Raw genomic sequence first — 17,757 nt, forward strand, 5'->3', positions numbered from 1 at the left:
TGGGAATCTTAGCACAGGGGCCTGGGCGGAGCCCGGAAATCTCCCAGATGTTGGGGCTCATTCGTCCGCACGCACAGGATATGGGGAGCGGGAAGCTTGCAACCGGGGGGCCCCGGGCTTCAGTACTCCCTGACCAGCACGAAATCGGGCAGGGCCATCAGGGCATCGCGCGCCGCGCAGGGGGGGAACGGTTTCAGGGCGGCCTGGGCCCTCCGGGCATAGGAGGTCGCGAGATCGCGCGTCATCTCGAGCGTGCGGCCCCGGTGCAGGAGATCGATGACGTCGTCGCGCGACACCGTCCGGAAGTCGCGCTCCTCGAGGACCGTGTGCACCATCGCCCGGACCGCCGGCTCCCCTTTCTGCAGCAGGTAGATGAGCGGCAGCGTGAGCTTCCCCTCCCGCAGGTCGGAGGCGACCGGCTTTCCCAGCACGCTCTCCTTCGCGGTGAAATCGAGCAGGTCGTCGACGATCTGGAAGGCCATTCCTAGGTTCATGCCGTAGTCCGCCAGCGCCTGGACGTGCTCCGCGGGCGCCCCGGAGAGGACTCCGGCCACGCGTCCGCAGCCGGAAAACAGGCAGGCGGTCTTGCGGCGGATGATCTCCAGGTGCTCGTCCTCGGTCACGTTGATGTCCGAGCGGCGCCGATCGGCGATCAGCTCCCCCTCGATCATCTTCAGAGTGATCTCCGCCAGGATCTTGATGATCCGGAGGTCGTCCGCCGCCAGCGCCATGTTCATCGACTTGATGTAGAGGTAGTCGCCCAGGAGCACCGTCAGCCCGTTGCCCCAGCGGGCGTTGAGCGAGCCCCGCCCGCGCCGCAGCTCCGCCTCGTCGATGACGTCGTCGTGCACGAGCGTGGCGGTGTGGATGAACTCGAACACCGAGGCGAACATCACGTCCCGATCCCCCTTGTAGCCGCAGAGCTGCGAGGACAGGAGAAGGAGGATCGGCCGCACGCGCTTCCCCCCGCCATCGGCGATGTAGCGGCCGAGTTCGTCGATGACGCCGACCTCGGAGCGCAGGTGCCGGCGGCACTCCTGCTCGACCTCCGCCAGCTTGTCTCCGACGAGGAGCAGGATCTCGGGCAGCCCGTGCGGCAGCGGACGCGCGGCGCCGTGCGGGATCGCTGCGGACGGCGCCGGGACGCCGCGCGGGAGGCCGGGGCGCGCCGTCTTCAATCCCGAGGCGAGATCGGTCACGGCTCCTCCACCCGGACCGCCGGCGACGGCTCGTCCTTGCCGGGAGCGTCCTCGGCGTTGCGCGGCCCCCCGGGAAGCGTCCGCGTCTCGATCACCCGGCCCCCCTCGACGAGATAGGCCACGCCGGCCTGGTCGTAGCGCCACAGCTCGCGGCCCGGGCCTTCCGGAGCGCGACTCTTGGGGAGACCGAGCGAGCGGAGGACCTGCCCGACCTGGCTGCCGGGAGTGTACGCATCGATCAGGGCCTTCACCTGCGGCCAGTCGGGCTGGGACCTCAGACCGACGGAGACCTCGACCGGGCGTCCCAGGCGCACGCGCTTCGTGATCTCACGGTCCTCCGGGAGACGGTACTGCACGGAGTCGAAGGTCTTCGGATCGTAGAAGCGCAGGTAGTAGTAGGGGAACGTCGCGTCGACCGGACACTCGAACTCGAAGAATCCCAGCGAGTCGGTCACGGCGCGTTTCTCCTCGACGCTCTGGTCGAGGGATCGCAGTCCCCCGAGCTTCACGAAGGTGCGCGATTTCAGGAGGCGCACGGTCTGGCCCGGGACCCCTTCGCCATTCTCGCCCGTGATCCGGCCGCGCACCGCGACCTTCGAGGGGTCCGGCGCCGCAGCCGCGAAGGCCCCTCCGACGGCAAGACACGCGATCGCCGCGGCCGCCACGACGTGCGGCGCGGTGCGGCGGCCGATTCTCCACGCTGATCTGCCCACGATCCTCCCTCAGCGGTAGTTGGTGAACTGCATGTCGAAATCCAGGGCGCTGTCGCGCAGGAGCTTGATCGCCAGCTGCAAGTCATCCTTGTTCTTCCCCTTCACCCGGACCTGGTCCGACTGGATCGACGCCTGGACCTTGAGCCCGCTCGTCTTGAGGATCTTGACGATCTCCTTGGCCTGCTCCTGGGGAATCCCCTGCTGGAGCGCCACCTGCTGCCTCAGGCTCCCGCCGGTCGCCTGCTCCGGGGTCTTGAAGGTCAATCCCTTCCCCGGCACGCGGCGCGCCGCCAGCTTCTGCACCAGGATCTCGGTCACCGCGCCCAGCTTGTACTCATCGTCCGCCGTGAGATGGACGATCTCCTTCTCGCGGCGGATATCGGAGATGCTCCCCTTGAAGTCGTAACGCTGGCGGATCTCCTTGAGCGCCTGCTGGACGGCGTTGTCGACCTCCTGCAGATCGATCTTGGATACGATGTCGAAGGAGCTCTCGGACGCCATCGAAACGTCCTCCGGGGGGCGAAAAAGGGGGCGATCTTAGCACCCCGATCCGACGCTTTGCAAGGATGCGGCGCGGGGCGTCAGGACGGCCCGACCTCCTGCACCTCGATCCCCGCGGGGGGCGTGAACTCGAACAGGTCGTCCGGGAGCGTGTCGACCCGGCGGATGCGCTCCAGCCTGTAGGTGACGCGGCTCCCGAGGGGCTCCACGATGGTCAGGCTCTTCACCAGACGATCCGGCCCCGTGGTGAGGAGAAGGAACTCGTACTCCGGCCGCGGGGCGCGCGGCGACAGCATGAGGGGATGCGGCCCGCGCTCGGGCCCCGGCCCCCAGCCGATGGAGAAGTTGGCCACCAGGTCGATGCGATTGAGGAGAATGGAGACGCCGGAGCCCGGAGACCGCGGATCCAGAGGCGCCACCACGACCTGCCTTTCTTCGGGGAGATAGAGGTACGTCCTGCGGCCGTCGGCGATGGCGAGCTTGCCCTTCGGGACGTCGTACTCGAAGCGCATCCGTCCCGGACGAAGCAGGTAGACCGTCCCCTTTTCGACCTGCGGCCGCGGCAGACCGGGGGACTCGACCGTCTGGGTGAACGACGCGACCAGCCCCGTGACGCCGTTGAGAGCGGCCTCCACACGGCGCGCCTCCTCGACCGCGTCGGCCTGCGCGGTCGTGGCCGCGGGCGAGCCCGCCTCGCTCCGCGTGGCCGCCGGGCCGAGGAACGCGGAGACGATTGCCACGAGACCGAGCCACCGGGAATCACGGCGCATCGAACCATCTTACACGACCCGCGCCCCCGCGCGTTGACTGCGGACCGGGCGTAGGTTAGACTCCCGCCTCGCTCAAGCGCCGCGCGGGCCGCGGCATTGCGACGCGGGGTGCCACATGCTCGTCAAGCGCCGGGGACTCTGGATCGCCGTCGTGATCGTCGCGCTCGTCCTGGGCACGATGACCTTCGTGCCGGCAGGCCGGTTCGCCGTGCGCGAGGCGCAGGGAGGCGCGGCGGTGCCGCTCGATCCGGGCCTGCACCTGCGCCTGCCGCTCTATCACCGGGTGTACGTGTACGATACCGCTCCGGTGACCCTCGACGGGACGGTCGACATCATCACCCGCGACCACGCATCCTTCAAGCTGCCGGTGCGCCTCACCGGCCATGCCTCCCCCGCCGACATCCTGACCTTTCACCAGGGGAGGTCAGGTCGTGAGCCGAGGCTGTACATCGAGGAGCGGATGCGCGACGCGGTGGTGACGGCTGCCAAGGGGTTCAATGCCGACGAGCTCCTCGCCCCGGACGTCGCCCGGCGGCTCGCCCCGCGGGTGTCCGCCGACCTGATCACACGCGGCATCTCCGACGACGGGCTGTCCGTCCAAAGCGCGTCCTCCCAGGTGATCTTCAATGCCGTGGTCGATTACCTGAAGCGCAAGTTCCCGGCCGCGGCGCGCACCCTCGCCGAGCGCTCGCTCCAGGCGAGCCCCAAGGACGCCCTGGTCCACGCGGCGATGGGAGTGGTGCTCGAGAGCGAAGGGAAGCGGGCGGAGGCGGAGCAGGAATACCTCGAAGCGGTCTACCTTGATCCCATGGCGCTCGAGCCGATGAGCCGGCTCTACGTCATGTACCAGTCGACGAGGGAACCGGCGAAGATCGCGAAACTCGAGCGGCTGCTGGTGGCGAGTCTCGACAAGAAGAAGGACTCCGCCATCCATCACGACTGGCTGGGGCAGGTCTACATGCGCGAAGGGCAGTACGAGAAGGCGAAGATGTCCTTCACCACCGCCATCGGTTTGAAGCCGCAGGAGCCCGAGTTCCAGGTCAACCTGGGGAGCCTCCTGGCGAAGCAGGGGAAGATGGACGAGGGGATCGCCGCCTTCCAGAAGGCCCTCGAGCTGCGCCCCGAACATCCCCTGGCGCTGTTCAACCTGGGATCCACGTACGCCATGCAGGGGCAGTACGACCGGGCCCTGGAGTTCTTCCACCGGGCGGAGCGCGTCAGCCCTCCGAACCACACGCTGTTCAACTCGCTCGCGCAGGCTTACGAGGCCAAGGGGCAGCACGACCGGGCCGCCGAATACCTCAAGCGCTCGCTGGCGATCAAGCCGGATCAGGCCGACCGCCGTGACGAGCTGAAGAGGATCGAGGCACGGCTCAGGAAGAAGGCGTGACCAGTGGGGCGCGCCGGCGCCGCGCCCGCACGACCGACAGGATCGCATAGATCGCCAGAAACCCGGCGATCCCCCAGACATACCGCCGGAAGACGACCCGCACCTCCTCCCAGGTCGATCCCAGGCTCGTCCCGCCCCACGCGAGGAGTGCGACCCAGAGCACGTTGCCGGCGGTCGAATAGAGCAGGGACTTTCGGAAGCCGATCCGCCCGATCCCCGCGGCATACAGGAAGAACCCCCGGATCCCCGGCAGGAACCGGTTGACCACGAGGAGCCACGCTCCGGCGCGCGCGAACCATCCCTCGATCCGCAGAAGCTCCCTGCGGGCCCACTCCGAGCGCAGGAGGAAATAGCCGCGCCCCGCGCGTGCGCCGATGGCGTAGGCCGTCATGGCGCCCGCGACGCTCCCCGCCAGCGCGACGGTCACGACCGCCGCGAGCGGCAGGGCGCCCCGTCCCGCCAGGAAGAAGGCGAACAGCATGGTCGAATCGCCGGGGACGGGCGGGACGACGTATTCGAGCCATGCCAGCAGGGCGACGAGAAGCAGTCCCGGAAGCACGTGCGCGGCGATGGCGCCCTGGATCGCCTCGGTCATCCGCGGCTCAAATCTTCTCCACCAGGTCGCCCAGGAAGGGGATGGCCCAGCGCTCGCCGCGGATCGCCTTGATGACGCAGACGATGGCCACCGCCAGGTAGAGCAGGAAGAGGTTGATCAACGCGAAGGCGAACACCCAGGCGAAGATGCGCGACAGGGTGGCGAGGATGGCGCCGACGAAGATGACTCCGAGGAACACCAGGCAGGCGACGCCGCACAGGATCAGCCCCTGCTTGGCGTGCCAGCGCACGTACTCGCGCCGCGTCGCCATGAAGGGGACGAGCGCCAGGACCCAGAGGTAGGAGAAGATCAGCATGACCTTGTCCTCCTCGTTCAGGTCCTCGGGCGAGACCTGGGCCTCCTCGGCGGCAATCGGGTCGAGACTCATCGGCTGGATTCCCTCGAAGCACGCGGCCAGCGGGTGACGCTGCTTTATAATGGCCGGCCTCTCCCTTGTCAAGGAGCGCCGTGGACACGCTCACCCCGATGCTGCGCCAGTACCGGGCCATCAAGGCCCAGCACCCGGACGCCATCCTCATGTTCCGGCTCGGCGACTTCTACGAGATGTTCTACGACGATGCGCTTCTGGCGTCGCGGGCGCTGTCGTTGACTCTGACCGCCCGCGGTCGCGGCACCTCGAACGAGGCGCCGATGTGCGGCGTGCCGTACCATGCCGCAGACGGTTACGTGGCGCGGCTCATCCAGAAAGGCCATCGCGTCGCCATCTGCGATCAGGTGGAGGACGCGCGCGCCGCCAAGGGGATCGTCAGGCGGGCCGTCACCCGCGTCGTCTCCCCCGGCACGGTCACCGACCCGGCACAGCTCCGGGCGGCCGAGCCCAACTACATCGCCGCCATCCAGGTCTCCCGCGACGCGGCGTCAGGGGCGCGCGGCGGCGCGGCCTTCGGCTGCGCCTTCCTCGATCTCTCGACCGGGGATTTCCGCCTGTCGGAGCACGGCGGTCCGGGGGCCGCCGAGGCCCTGGCCACCCAGGTCGCCCTGTTCCGGCCGCGCGAGATCCTCCACCCGGAAGGGACGGCGCTCGACGGCCTCCTCCCGAAGGACGGTCTCGAGGGGGTCCTGGGACATGAGGTCCCGGGCTGGACGCTGGCTGCCGACACGGCGGCGCGGGCCCTCAACGAGACTCTGGGAGTCGCCACCCTCGCCGGCTTCGGCGTCGAGGAGCGCCACCTGGCGGTCGGCGCCGCCGGGGCGCTGCTCCATTACCTGCAGGAGGCCCACAAGGCCGACCTGAAGCACGTCACCCGCATCACCTGGTGCGAGCCGGCCGACTCCATGGTCCTCGACGAGACGACCCGGCGGACGCTGGAAGTGGCCGAGAACGCGCGCGACGGGGGGCGCGACGGCACGCTCCTGGACGTCCTCGACCGCACCCGGACCGCCATGGGGGGGCGCCTGCTGCGCGACTGGGTCCTGCGCCCGCTTCTCTCCGTCCGGGTGATCGAGGATCGTCTCGACGGAGTCGCGTTCCTGGTCGAGCGCGCCGCCGAGCGCGCCGCCCTGCGGGCGCACCTGTCCCGGGTGCACGATCTGGAGAGGCTCCTGGCGCACTGCTCGATGGGGACCGCCAACGCGCGCGATCTGGTCGCGCTCCGGGATTCGCTCGCGGTCCTGCCGGAGATTGCCGCGGGGGCGATCGCCCTGACCGCTCCGCCCCTGGCGCGGCTGATGCAGGCCCTCGACGTCCTCGACGATCTGCGCCAGCGCCTGGACGAGGCGCTGGCCGACGATCCTCCGGCGACCGTGCGCGAGGGGGGGCTGATCCGCGACGGCTTCTACCGCGAGCTGGACGACCTGCGCGCCATCCGCCGCGACGGCCGGGCCTTTCTAGCCTCGATCGAGACCCGCGAGCGCGAGCGCACCGGGATCGCCTCGCTGAAGGTCCGGTACAACAAGGTCTTCGGCTACTACCTCGAAGTCAGCAACGCGCACAGGAAGGCGGTCCCGACGGACTACGAGCGCAAGCAGACCCTGGTCGGCGCCGAGCGCTACGTCACCCCCGAGCTGAAGGAGTACGAGGCGAAGGTGCTGACCTCTCAGGAGCGGATCGAGGCGCTGGAGTACGAGCTGTTCGTCGCCTTGCGCGGGCAGGTGGTGGCCGCGGCGCCCCGCCTGCGCGCGACCGCCGCGGCCCTGGCGGCCCTCGATGCGCTCGCCGCCTTCGCCGAGGCGGCGGCGCTTCAAGGCTATCAGCGGCCGAAGGTGGACGACTCCCTTCGCCTGCGCATCGTCGAGGGACGCCATCCGGTCGTCGAGCGGCTTCTCGAGAAGGAGCGCTTCGTCCCGAACGACTGCCTCATGGACGCGGACAGCCGGCAGATTCTCATCCTGACCGGCCCCAACATGGGCGGCAAGTCGACCTACCTGCGGCAGGTGGCGCTCATCGTCCTGATGGCGCAGGCCGGGTCGTTCGTCCCGGCGGCCGAAGCCGAGATCGGCATGGTGGACCGCATCTTCAGCCGCGTCGGCGCCTCCGACAACCTGGCGCGCGGCCAGAGCACCTTCCTGGTCGAGATGATCGAGACCGCCAACATCCTCAACAACGCCACGGTGCGGTCGATCATCCTGCTCGACGAAGTCGGGCGCGGGACGTCCACGTTCGACGGGCTGTCGATCGCCTGGTCGGTGGCCGAATACCTGCACGACACGCCGGCCGTCGCGGCGCGCACCCTGTTCGCCACCCACTACCACGAGATGATCGAGCTGGCGATCCTGAAGCCGCGCGTAGCCAATCTGACGATGGCGGTCCGGGAGTGGAACGACACCATCGTGTTCCTGCGGAGGGTCCTGGAGGGGGCGGCCGATCGATCCTACGGGATCCACGTGGCCCGGCTGGCGGGGCTGCCGCGGCAGGTCATCGACAGGGCGCGCGAGGTCCTGGCGAACCTGGAGCGCGAGGAGCTGTCCCGGGACGGCCGGCCGAAGCTGGCCGGCGCCTCCGGCCCGCCCCCGAAGGTAGCGACGCCCACGCCGGCCCAGCTCGGGCTCTTCGCCCCGGAGGACGACCCGGTGCTCGTGGCCCTGCGCGAGGTCGAGCTCGACGGCATGACGCCGCTCGAGGCGCTGAATCTCCTCGCCGATCTGAAGAAGCGCCTGGGATCCTGACGGGCGCGCGCTCCGTCCCGGGCGGCGCCCGGCGCGCCCCGTTCAGATGTCGATCGCGCCGTTCAGCCTCGAGAAGGTCGGGATCGTCATCTCGAGCCCGGCCATGTGGTAGTAGCCGCCCGCCCGGCCCGGCTGCACGACGAAGCGCATGTCGACCCCCCGGGCGCGTGCCTTGTGGTAGGCCTCCGTCGCGGCACCGGCCACGCTGTCATCCGACAGGAGCGACTCGCTCAGGTCGACGACCACGCGCTGCGCTCCGGACCGCAGCAGGTCGTCGACCGATTCCTGGAATTTCTTCTCCGGCTCTCCCGCAGAGAATTTCCCCCGCACGTGCAGGACCTGCCATTCGGCCATGGAGCGGGTCTCGATGTGATACGGCCCGCGGCGTCTCAACCAGGACAGTCCGGTCATGGGGTGTCCCTCCAAACTTTCAGGGGAAGGAGCTCGACACCGCCTCGAGGAGAGCGGATGAGAGGGCAAGGACGGGTCGCGGTGTCGCGGCTTCCCCGGCTTGGGGCCATTCATACTCCCGCCGGGGACGCGCCGTCAAGTCGGGCGGGGCTTGATCGGCGCTAGAAGCTCGCCAGCGCCTCGCGCTCGTCGCGGTAGATGTCGAAGATTTCCTGCAGCTTCGTCAGGATAAGCAGGTCCTGCACCTTGCCGTTCGGGTTGAGCAGCTTCAGGGCGGCTTCCTTCTCGCGGGCGCGCTTGAAGCACGCCACCAGCTCGCCGATGCCGGCGCTGTCCATGTAGGACACCCCGCCCAGGTTGAGGATGATGTTCTTGCGCCCCTCGTCCAAAAGCGCGTTCACCGCCTGGCGCAGCTTGATGTCTCCCTCCCCGATGGTGATCTTGCCGGAGAGATCGACTACGGTGACCTTCCCATGGTGCCTGGCGTTCGCCTTCATCCCTTCCTCCTCTTCATGCTCTTTACGGCTTCGCCGCCCTTGCCGGCCCGGCCGGCCTGTTCGAACCGCTTCTCCAGGATCACCTCGGTCCCCTTCCCCTGGCGGTGCTGGAAGGCGACCCGGTCCACGAAGTGCTTCATGAAGAAGATGCCCCGGCCGCTGGTGCGGTAGATGTTCTCCCGATCGAGCGGGTTGGCCGTCTGGGTCCAGTCGAACCCCGGCCCCCGATCCCGCACGCGCACCCGGAACAGATCGTCCCGCTCTTCGAAACTCACCTCGATCGGCTTCTTCACATCCATGCCGTTGCCGTGCTTGATGGCGTTGATCGCCGCCTCGCGCACGGCCAGCCCGATGTTCAGCGCCGACGACTTCGAGAAGCCGGCCCTGCGGGCCAGCCCCTCGGCCAGCTCGTGAACCAGGTCCACGTAGCCGATGCGACTTTCAAGCCTGAGCTTGATCTGTCGTCCCACGCCGAGTCGTATCTCCGGGCGACGCGGACCGGGAGCCCCGAAGACGGCGCTCCTCCCTGCCCCGGCCGCTTGTGGCCAGTGGTTCCTGACTCTCGTTCGCTCGCTGAAGATGGCCGGGGAATGGTAGCCAAAGGCGGCGCGAGGTGTCAAACGGCGCCCCGGCGAACCCGGACCCGGCCGGGATTCGTTCCACCTCATCCCTCCGCGAGGACCGGAGATCGGTCGAGGCAACGATACTGGATCGCCTCGGCCACGTGCGGTCCTTCGATCGACGCGCTCCCCTCGAGGTGCGCGATCGTGCGCGCCACGCGCAGGACGGCATCGTGGGCGCGGGCCGAGAGGCCGAGGCCGCGGATCGCCCGGTGCAGGATGGTCCGGGCGGCGTCGGTCGGGGGCGGCTCGCCGCCACGCTCGCGCTGCCGCCTCGCCGCGGTGACGCGCCCCGCGACGTCTGCCGACAGCTCTCCGGGAGAGGCCCGCGCCAGGTCCTTGAGCGGCACCGGCGGGACCTCCACCTGGATCTCGAACCGGTCCAGGAGCGGCCCCGAGACGCGCGAGCGGTACTGGGCGACCTGGGCGGGCGTGCAGGCGCACGGCCGGTCGGACCGCCCCAGATTTCCGCAGACGCAGGGGTTCATCGCCCCCACGAGGACAAACCGGCACGGCATGCGGGTGGCCTGTCCCACGCGCGTGATCACCACGAGACCGTCCTCCAGCGGCTGGCGCAAAACGTCGAGGGTGCCGCGGCCGAACTCGGCCATCTCGTCCAGGAACAGCACTCCGCGGTGCGCCAGCGTGATCTCGCCGGCGCGCGGCCCGCGACCGCCCCCCACCAGCCCGACGCCGCTGATGGTGTGGTGCGGGGCGCGAAATGGCCGGTGCCGCAGGAGGCCGGGCTCGCGCAGGAGGCCGGCGGCGCTGTAGACGCACGTGACTTCGACCGATTCGTCCAGCGTCAGCGGAGGGAGGATTCCGGGGAGGCGCCGCGCCAGCATGGTCTTGCCGCAACCGGGCGGGCCGACCATCAGAAGATGGTGACCGCCGGCGGCGGCCACCTCCAGAGCGCGGCGGGCGTGCGCCTGGCCTTTGACGTCCGCGAGATCCGGTCCCCCCGCGCGCGGCGCCGCCTGAAACGTGGCGGCCGTGGCCCGCTCGGCCCGGTGTTCGCCCCGCAGGACCGCGATGGCGTCCAGGAGGCGCTCGACGCCGTGCACTCCCGGCCCGGGGACCGCCAGCGCCTCTTCGCGGTTCGAGCGCGGGACCACGATCTCGTCGATCCGGCTTGCCCGCGCCAGGAGCGCCGCCGGCAGGCATCCCGGCACGTGGCGGACCGCTCCGTCGAGGGCAAGCTCGCCGATCACCAGGAGATCGGCCAGGCGTCCGGCCGGCACGGCGGTGCTCGCGACCAGGATCCCGAGGGCGATCGGCAGGTCGAGCCCCGCTCCCTGCTTGCGCAGGTCGGCGGGCGCGAGGCTGATGGTCACGCGGCGCGGCGGGACCGTGAACCCCGCGTTGCGGATGGCGGCGCGCACCCGGTCGGCGCTTTCGCGGACGGCGGCATCGGGGAGTCCGACCGTGTGGATGCCGGGCAGGCCCTGGCTGATGTCGCATTCGACGGTGAGTGGAATCGCTTCGACGCCTGAGAGAGTGGCGCTCCGGACGCGGGCGAGCATGGACGGCTCCGGCGGTGCGCTCTCGATGGAAGCCGCGACCGCGACCGCCGGCTCTCCGTCACGGGGTCTGGATGCGGGAATGGTAGAGGCGTCGCGAGCCCGGCGTCAAGCGCCGGGCCCTGCCATGCAGGGGATCGGGTGGGCCGTACGACGCGGTGCGGTCAGCGGCTCGCGGCGCCCGGTGCGGATTTCGACACGATGCCGCTCCCCTCGCGGATCACCAGGAACTGGTCGGCTGCGACCGGCCCGACCCTCTCGACGCGCTTGACCTTCGCGGGCCAGCGGATTTCGATGGACTCGACCCGCGTCGCCCCGCCGAGGCCGACGTGCAGGCGCATGTCGTTCTGCGACAGGTACGAGCTGGCGCTGCGCACCTCGTGCACCTGGGTCCGGCCCCCGGCGACGACGGTGACCCGCGCCCCGACGGCGTCCTTGTTCGAGCGCACCCCCTCGAGCCGCAGCGCGATCCAGTGGCCGGCGGCGCTCCCGCCGTCGTTGCGCAGGAGCGTGACCTTCCCATGACTCTGGGTGATGAGGATGTCCAGGTCCCCGTCGTTGTCGTAGTCGGCGGTGGCCAGGCCGCGCCCCGTGTCGAGGGTGCCGAAGTAGGCGCCCCGATCCCTGCCGACGTCGGTGAACTTCGCCTTGCCGTCGTTCTCGAACAGGAACGGCCGCTGGGCGTACGTGATGATGTCGCTGTCCATCGCGATGTCGTCCATGGGATGGCCGTTGGTCACGACGATGTCCAGGTCGCCGTCGTTGTCGTAGTCGAACAGGTCGGTCCCCCAGCCGGTCATGAGGAGACTGACCTCTCCGAGCCCGGCCGGGTAGGTGTCGGTGGCGAACGGCCCCTTGCCGCCCAGGTTCCGGTAGTATTCGTTGGTCTCGTTGCTCAGGTTGGTCACGAACAGGTCCTGCCAGCCGTCTCCGTCGAGGTCCCCGGCGTCGACCCCCATCCCGGACTCGGGCTTGCCGTCCTCGCTGCAGCAGACCCCCGCCAGCAGGGTCACGTCCGTGAACCGGCCGTTTCCGTCGTTGCGGTAGAGGGTGTTGATCGTCGCGTCGTTGACCACGTAGAGGTCCTGGTCGCCGTCCGCGTCGTAGTCGAGCCACACGACTCCGAGACCCTTGCCGTCGGGGTCCCAGAGGCCCGAAGCCCGCGCCACCTCCTTGAACGTGCCGTTCCCCTCGTTGTGATAGAGGACGTCCGGGATGCCGCCATAGGCGTCGGGATGGCAGTAGGAGCGCCGGTTCTGGGGGAGGTTGCCGCAGAACTTCTGGTCGTCCATGGTGAAGTCGACGTAGTTGGCGACGAACAGGTCGAGGCGCCCGTCGTTGTCGTAGTCGGCCCAGGCGGCGCTCGCGGCATAGAGCCCGTTCCTCACCCCGGCCCGTTCGGTGACGTCGGCGAACGTGCCGTCGCCGTTGTTGCGGTACAGGACCGACGCCCCGAAGTTGGTCACGTACAGGTCCGGGTCGCCGTCGTTGTCGTAGTCGCCGGCCGTGCAGCCGTTGCCGTACCCCGAGGCATTGGCCACCCCCGCCTTGTCCGTCACGTCGAGAAACGACCCGTTCCCCGTGTTCCGGAACAGCCGCGAGTGCGGCGTCCCGGGCGGCCGCGGCGTGCCCGGAAGCGGACCGCTCTGCACGAAGTAGGTGTCCTGCCATCCGTCGCGATCGAAGTCGAGCCAGCAGACGCCCGGTGGGACCGTCTCGATGTAGAACTTCCGCCCGGTCCCGCCGTGGACGTGGACGACGTTGTCGAACCCGGCCTGGGTCGTGGCCTCGGTGAAGGTCACCTGTTTCGCGGTCGCGGCGGCGAGAAGCGGCGCCGCGGCGCACAGGACGGCGTAGCGGACCATCCGGAGCCTGCGCGACGATCCCATCAGTATCCTGACTTCCCTTCGGGAATGGTTTCGAGCGCCGCGAAGAGCTCGAGCTCCCGGTCGGCCGCCTGCGCCTCCCCCCGCTCCCGGTACAGCCCGGCGAGCAGGTAGTGGGGATCGCTCAGCTTCGGATCCAGCTCGACCGCCTTGCGGAGCGACGCGAACGCCTCGTCCCGCCTGCCGAGGCGGATCTGCAGCTGCCCGATCTCGCTCCGGAGAGGCGCGTAGTCGGGATAGCTCTCCGCCAGCTTCTGGTACTCGGCCAGGGCCTCGGGATACTTCTTGTCGAGCAGGAACTGGATGGCCTTGACGCTGCTCGTCTTGATCTGGGTTTCCTTCTCCTGCTGGGCCTTGCTCCGGCCGCTGATCTCGGCGTAGATCGCCTGCTGCTTCTCCGCCTCCTTCAACCTGCCGACGCGCGCGCAGGCGTTCGCCAGGTTGAAGCGCGCCCCCACGTGCCTCGGGTCGATGGCGACCGCCCGCTCCAGGGAGGCGATCGCCTCCGGATATCTTCGCAGCGCCATGTACGTCAACCCGAGCGTGTAGTGCCCGTCCGGAAGGTCCGGCTTCAGCTCGACGGCCCGCTTCAGGTGCGCCTCGGCTTCCTCGTAGAGGCGGCTGCGGTAGGCGACGAACCCGAGGTTGTAGTGGGCCATGACGAAATCGGGGTGGGTCTTCAGGACCTGGCGCAGGACCTCGGCCGCCGGTCCCAGCTCCCCCTGACGCACGCGGGCCCGGGCGAGGACCATGAGCGCGGCCGGATCGTCCGGGTGGCCGGCCAGGTAGCCGAGCAACAGATCCTGCGCCTTCTTCACCCCCCGGGCCTTCAGGTAGCAGGTGGCGAGATTGACGGTGGCCCGCGGGTGACCGGGGGAGATCAGGAGGACCTGCTCGTAGGCCTTGCGCGCCTCGCCATAGTCCCCGTCGCCGAACGAGGTGTCGGCGTGCTGCAGGGTCGTCTGCAGCGACTCGACCGGGGGGGGCCCCGCCGGCGAGGCGGACCCGGGGACCGCCTGGCGCTCGTCTCCACCGCAGGCGCAGGTCGCCGCCAGGACAATCCCGAGAGCCGCCCGGCGGCCGCGCGTGCAGGAGTCGGCAGTCATGGAGTGGTGAATCTTAACAGACGCGCGAGGGCCGGACTACAGGCGGGAGACTAGCGGCCGCGGATGGTGAGGACCTGGCCGGCATAGATGCGTGAGCCCTCCAGCCGGTTCCAGGAGCGCACCTGCTGGATGCTGACGCTGTAGAGGCGGGCGATCCGGTGCAGGGTCTCGCCGCGCTTGACGCGGTGGCGGATCAACCCCTCCCGGCCGGTCGCTCCCTGGCCGTCGCCGCCCTTGCGGCCGGCCGGCCCGCAGGTCACGCACGGAGGCTCCTGAGCCTCGCCGACCACCACCCGATCGCCCGGGCGCAGCACGGAATCCGGGGCCAGGTTGTTCCAGCGGCACAGGTCGTCGGCCGCCACGCCGAACTTCACCGCGATCGATCCCAGGGTGTCCCCGTTCTGCACTTTGTACTGCAGGCGTCCGCCGCTGACGGACACGGCGGAGTTGGGCGCTTCGAGGGGGGCCGGCCCGTTCCCCTTCTCACCGTAATAGGCCACCAGGCGCTGCCCCGGCCTGATGAGGGTCCCGTTCAGGTTGTTCCAGCGTTTCAGATTGGGGATGGTGGTCCGATAGTGGGTCGAGATCGCCTGAAGGGTCTCTCCGCGGCGCACGCGGTGCACGATGCGCTCTCCCTGGTCGTACGTCGGGTTCTCGCTGGCGCGCGCCAGCGCAACTTGAGGCGTGCTCTTCGAGATCGGGATGTTGAGGACCACTCCGCGGCGCAGGCGCTTGCCGATGTAGCGGGGGTTGGCGTCGAGCAGGGCGCGCACCGGAATGCCGTGACGGCGGGCGATGAACGAGAAGGTCTCGCCCGGCCGCACCTCGTGCAGCGTCCAGGAGACGCGCTGATCATCGGGCAGCGTCTCGAGCTTGGCCACGACGTCGTTCTTCGATCCATCGGGAACGCGCACCGAGTAGGTGCTGGCGTTCGGCGGCGTCACCAGGCCCCGCAGCTCGGGGTTGAGCGCGCGGATCGCCTCCAGGGACGTCCCGGACGCCTCCGCGATGACCTGCAGGTCCGTCGCCTTGTCGACCGTCACCATCTCCCACTCCAGCTCGGGGTCGGTGTCCACGAAGAAGCCGTAGTCTTCGGGCGACTTGTCGATCAGGATCGACGCCAGGATGGCCGGCACGTACCACTTGGTCTCGGTCCGGATGTACCGGGTCTTGAGGAGCGACCAGTAGTCCCGGGCGTGGGCCCGGGCCAGGGCGCGGTCGATCTTCCCCTCGCCGGCGTTGTAGGCCGCCATCGCCAGGTGCCAGTCGCCGTAGCGGGCGTGGAGATCCTTGAGGTACGCGGCGGCGGCGTGAGTCGCCTTCTCGAAATCGCCGCGCTCGTCCACCCACAGGTCGATCTTCAGCCCGTACTTGCGCCCGGTGAACGACATGAACTGCCACATCCCCTTGGCGCGGGCGCGCGAGTAGGCGTTCACCTTGAACGCCGACTCCTGGTGCGCCATGTAGGCCAGGTCCTCCGGCAGGCCCTCCTCGCGGAAGATCTTCTTGATCATCGTCAGGTAGGCGCCCGAGCGTTTCAGGCCGGCCTCGAACTCCCGCCGCAGGCGGGTCTGGAACGCCTCGATGTACGCCAGGACCCTCGGGTTCAGCGTGACCGGGATGTCGTAGGAGATCCGACCGACCACCTGCTGGATCTTCTGGCGCTCCTTCTCGGCCTCCTCGGGCGAGAGGTAGGTGGTGATGTCCTTCAGCTCGTCGAGCGGCGAGCGGTTCTCCGGCGACTCCGTCTCGTTCTCCTTGGTGTACAGGTCGGCGTCCATGTCCGCGATGTTGCGCACCATCTCGTCGAACGCCTTCTTCAGGGCCGGCTGGCCCGAGAGATCGACGTCGCTCGACAGGACGAGGTCGACGGCATGGTCGAAGTGCTCCTTGGCCTCGTCGAAGCGCCCCGCCTGATAGGCCTCGAGACCCGCCTGGTAGGCCTCGTCCATCTGCTCGCGGATTTCGCGCACGTGGGTCGGGACCGATTCGCGCCGGGTGCGATCGGGTGTGGACTCCCGCGCCGCCGCCGGGACGGCCGGGTCGCCCGATTCCGCCGCCACCGGCACGTCCCGCGCGGGGGTGGGCGAGGCGGCCGGGTTCCCGGCGGCCGTGACCGGCACGGCGTGCGCCGGCGCGCCCTGGGCGGAGGGCGTCGTGGACGGCGCACTGCCGCCGGCGCTGACGCACGCCAAGGTCAGGAACGGGGCGAGTCCGAAAATCAGGCTTGAACCAGGCACCCTTCGAGGTGGCATCGCTTCAGCGGCTCCCATAATGAAAAATGATCGGCCGACTCCACCCCGCCGATCGCATCAATCAATATAAAGGGAGGCCTGCGGCCAGTCAAGAAAAACCTCAGGAGGACGCGAAGTCCGGAGCGGTGTCGAACCCGTGACAGGGCGCACGCGGGCGGACGTCAATCACCCGACACGGCCGCCGGCGGACGCCTCGAGCCCGCGTGGCCGCTCCCGCAAGCGCCGACGATTCGCAACCCGGTGCCACAAAACCCTCTCCTGGCAAGGACTTCGGCCGAATGTTCCGCGCGGGCCGCGGGCTGGCGCGCCGCTTGCGTCTTGATGCCCCCCTGCCGCGATCGCCCGGCGGCGCGCGTTGACAGCCCCGGAGGATTATCCTAAGATGGCCGCGCTCACCCCGGAGACCCCGAAGGCACGTCTACCAAAGGACACAGAGCCCATGATCATGGACCCCAAGGAGAAGGGCCGCACGGTCGACCTCGCGATCGCCCAGATCGAGAAGCAGTTCGGCAGGGGGTCGATCATGAAGCTGGGAGCCAAGGACTTCCAGCAGGAGATCCCGGTCATTTCGACGACCTCCCTGTCGATCGACACGGCGCTCGGCATCGGCGGCGTGCCGCGCGGGCGCGTGATCGAGATCTTCGGGCCCGAATCGTCGGGCAAGACCACGCTTGCGCTCCAGGTGATCGCGCAGGCGCAGAAGCTTGGCGGCATGGCCGCGTTCGTCGACGCCGAGCACGCGCTCGACGCGATCTACGCCGGCAAGCTGGGCGTCAATCTCGACAACCTGCTGGTCTCGCAGCCGGACAACGGTGAACAGGCGCTGGAAATCGTCGAAGTCCTCGTGCGCTCCGGCAGCGTCGACGTCGTCGTGGTCGACTCGGTGGCGGCGCTCGTCCCGAAGGCGGAAATCGAAGGCGAGATGGGCGAAGCACAAATGGGGCTGCAGGCGCGGCTCATGTCCCAGGCGCTTCGCAAGCTCACCGGCGTCGTGTCGAAGTCGAAGACGTGCCTCATTTTCATCAACCAGCTGCGCGAGAAGATTGGCGTCATGTTCGGCAATCCCGAAACGACGACCGGGGGCCGCGCGCTCAAGTTCTATTCGTCGGTGCGAATGGACATTCGCCGCATCGCAAGCATCAAGGACGGCGACGTCGTGGTCGACTCG

At 69.2% G+C, this 17,757-nt stretch carries 16 protein-coding genes; 3 read left to right on the forward strand and 13 right to left on the reverse strand.

Features of this window, described 5'->3' with window-relative positions; translation table 11 throughout:
* Window positions 1-119: 119 nt before the first annotated feature.
* From VGV60_03085 to VGV60_03100, 4 genes are all read right to left on the reverse strand, one after another.
* Window positions 120-1,199, reverse strand: a complete 1,080-nt coding sequence (locus tag VGV60_03085) for a polyprenyl synthetase family protein (GenBank protein ID HEV8700237.1) — start codon at window positions 1,197-1,199, stop codon at window positions 120-122.
* Complete coding sequence (locus tag VGV60_03090; protein HEV8700238.1) at window positions 1,196-1,912, reverse strand: hypothetical protein; 717 nt, start codon at window positions 1,910-1,912, stop codon at window positions 1,196-1,198. Before VGV60_03090 ends, VGV60_03085 begins: the two co-directional genes overlap by 4 nt.
* Window positions 1,913-1,921: 9 nt before the next feature.
* The gene (locus VGV60_03095) at window positions 1,922-2,413 is read right to left on the reverse strand and encodes a YajQ family cyclic di-GMP-binding protein (GenBank protein HEV8700239.1); all 492 of its coding nucleotides are present in this window, start codon (window positions 2,411-2,413) and stop codon (window positions 1,922-1,924) included.
* Window positions 2,414-2,493: 80 nt separating this feature from the next.
* Window positions 2,494-3,183 carry an outer membrane lipoprotein carrier protein LolA gene (locus tag VGV60_03100; GenBank protein HEV8700240.1) on the reverse strand — a complete coding sequence of 230 codons (690 nt, stop codon included), beginning with the start codon at window positions 3,181-3,183 and terminating at the stop codon, window positions 2,494-2,496.
* A 115-nt stretch (window positions 3,184-3,298) separates the two neighbouring features.
* Between VGV60_03100 and VGV60_03105 the strand changes: the two genes are divergently transcribed.
* The gene (locus VGV60_03105) at window positions 3,299-4,573 is read left to right on the forward strand and encodes a tetratricopeptide repeat protein (GenBank protein HEV8700241.1); all 1,275 of its coding nucleotides are present in this window, start codon (window positions 3,299-3,301) and stop codon (window positions 4,571-4,573) included.
* Here VGV60_03105 and VGV60_03110 read toward each other — a convergent pair.
* Together VGV60_03110 and VGV60_03115 are read right to left on the reverse strand one after the other, a co-directional pair.
* On the reverse strand, window positions 4,557-5,168 hold the full coding sequence (locus tag VGV60_03110) for a DedA family protein (protein ID HEV8700242.1): 612 nt from the start codon (window positions 5,166-5,168) through the stop codon (window positions 4,557-4,559). The genes VGV60_03105 and VGV60_03110 overlap by 17 nt on opposite strands.
* A 7-nt stretch (window positions 5,169-5,175) precedes the next feature.
* Window positions 5,176-5,556, reverse strand: a complete 381-nt coding sequence (locus tag VGV60_03115) for a hypothetical protein (protein ID HEV8700243.1) — start codon at window positions 5,554-5,556, stop codon at window positions 5,176-5,178.
* An 80-nt stretch (window positions 5,557-5,636) separates the two neighbouring features.
* On the opposite strand from VGV60_03115, the gene mutS reads away from it, so the two are divergent.
* Window positions 5,637-8,294: a DNA mismatch repair protein MutS gene (mutS, locus tag VGV60_03120; GenBank protein ID HEV8700244.1), complete on the forward strand. Its 2,658-nt coding sequence runs from the start codon at window positions 5,637-5,639 to the stop codon at window positions 8,292-8,294.
* Between the two features lie 42 nt (window positions 8,295-8,336).
* On the opposite strand, the gene VGV60_03125 is transcribed toward mutS, so the two are convergent.
* The 7 genes from VGV60_03125 to VGV60_03155 form a co-directional block, all read right to left on the reverse strand.
* A complete protein-coding gene (locus VGV60_03125; protein HEV8700245.1) occupies window positions 8,337-8,705 on the reverse strand; it encodes an STAS domain-containing protein in 369 nt (122 codons plus the stop codon).
* Between the two features lie 161 nt (window positions 8,706-8,866).
* Window positions 8,867-9,202: an STAS domain-containing protein gene (locus tag VGV60_03130; GenBank protein ID HEV8700246.1), complete on the reverse strand. Its 336-nt coding sequence runs from the start codon at window positions 9,200-9,202 to the stop codon at window positions 8,867-8,869.
* Entirely contained in the window at window positions 9,199-9,672 is a 474-nt protein-coding gene (locus tag VGV60_03135) for an ATP-binding protein (GenBank protein ID HEV8700247.1), read from the reverse strand. Before VGV60_03135 ends, VGV60_03130 begins: the two co-directional genes overlap by 4 nt.
* 194 nt (window positions 9,673-9,866) lie before the next feature.
* On the reverse strand, window positions 9,867-11,345 hold the full coding sequence (locus VGV60_03140; GenBank protein ID HEV8700248.1) for a YifB family Mg chelatase-like AAA ATPase: 1,479 nt from the start codon (window positions 11,343-11,345) through the stop codon (window positions 9,867-9,869).
* 161 nt (window positions 11,346-11,506) lie between these two features.
* Window positions 11,507-13,231, reverse strand: a complete 1,725-nt coding sequence (locus VGV60_03145; GenBank protein HEV8700249.1) for a CRTAC1 family protein — start codon at window positions 13,229-13,231, stop codon at window positions 11,507-11,509.
* The gene (locus VGV60_03150) at window positions 13,231-14,334 is read right to left on the reverse strand and encodes a tetratricopeptide repeat protein (protein ID HEV8700250.1); all 1,104 of its coding nucleotides are present in this window, start codon (window positions 14,332-14,334) and stop codon (window positions 13,231-13,233) included. Before VGV60_03150 ends, VGV60_03145 begins: the two co-directional genes overlap by 1 nt.
* A 50-nt stretch (window positions 14,335-14,384) precedes the next feature.
* Complete coding sequence (locus VGV60_03155) at window positions 14,385-16,574, reverse strand: LysM peptidoglycan-binding domain-containing protein (protein HEV8700251.1); 2,190 nt, start codon at window positions 16,572-16,574, stop codon at window positions 14,385-14,387.
* A gap of 460 nt (window positions 16,575-17,034) precedes the next feature.
* Between VGV60_03155 and recA the strand changes: the two genes are divergently transcribed.
* Window positions 17,035-17,757, forward strand: a 723-nt coding sequence (gene recA, locus VGV60_03160) for a recombinase RecA (GenBank protein HEV8700252.1), incomplete at its 3' end; no start/stop codon positions are given.

It is taken from the genome of Candidatus Polarisedimenticolia bacterium (assembly GCA_036001465.1).
Taxonomy (GTDB): Bacteria; Acidobacteriota; Polarisedimenticolia; order Gp22-AA2; family Gp22-AA2; genus Gp22-AA3.

What these genes read in the sequence shown, in the direction of transcription:
- VGV60_03095 (HEV8700239.1), bottom strand. Translation starts at nt 2,413, where the DNA reads ATGGCGTCCGAGAGCTCCTTCGACATCGTATCCAAGATCGATCTGCAG.
- VGV60_03100 (HEV8700240.1), bottom strand. Translation starts at nt 3,183, where the DNA reads ATGCGCCGTGATTCCCGGTGGCTCGGTCTCGTGGCAATCGTCTCCGCG.
- VGV60_03105 (HEV8700241.1), top strand. Translation starts at nt 3,299, where the DNA reads ATGCTCGTCAAGCGCCGGGGACTCTGGATCGCCGTCGTGATCGTCGCG.
- VGV60_03110 (HEV8700242.1), bottom strand. Translation starts at nt 5,168, where the DNA reads ATGACCGAGGCGATCCAGGGCGCCATCGCCGCGCACGTGCTTCCGGGA.
- VGV60_03115 (HEV8700243.1), bottom strand. Translation starts at nt 5,556, where the DNA reads ATGAGTCTCGACCCGATTGCCGCCGAGGAGGCCCAGGTCTCGCCCGAG.
- VGV60_03125 (HEV8700245.1), bottom strand. Translation starts at nt 8,705, where the DNA reads ATGACCGGACTGTCCTGGTTGAGACGCCGCGGGCCGTATCACATCGAG.
- VGV60_03130 (HEV8700246.1), bottom strand. Translation starts at nt 9,202, where the DNA reads ATGAAGGCGAACGCCAGGCACCATGGGAAGGTCACCGTAGTCGATCTC.
- VGV60_03140 (HEV8700248.1), bottom strand. Translation starts at nt 11,345, where the DNA reads ATGCTCGCCCGCGTCCGGAGCGCCACTCTCTCAGGCGTCGAAGCGATT.
- VGV60_03145 (HEV8700249.1), bottom strand. Translation starts at nt 13,231, where the DNA reads ATGGGATCGTCGCGCAGGCTCCGGATGGTCCGCTACGCCGTCCTGTGC.
- VGV60_03150 (HEV8700250.1), bottom strand. Translation starts at nt 14,334, where the DNA reads ATGACTGCCGACTCCTGCACGCGCGGCCGCCGGGCGGCTCTCGGGATT.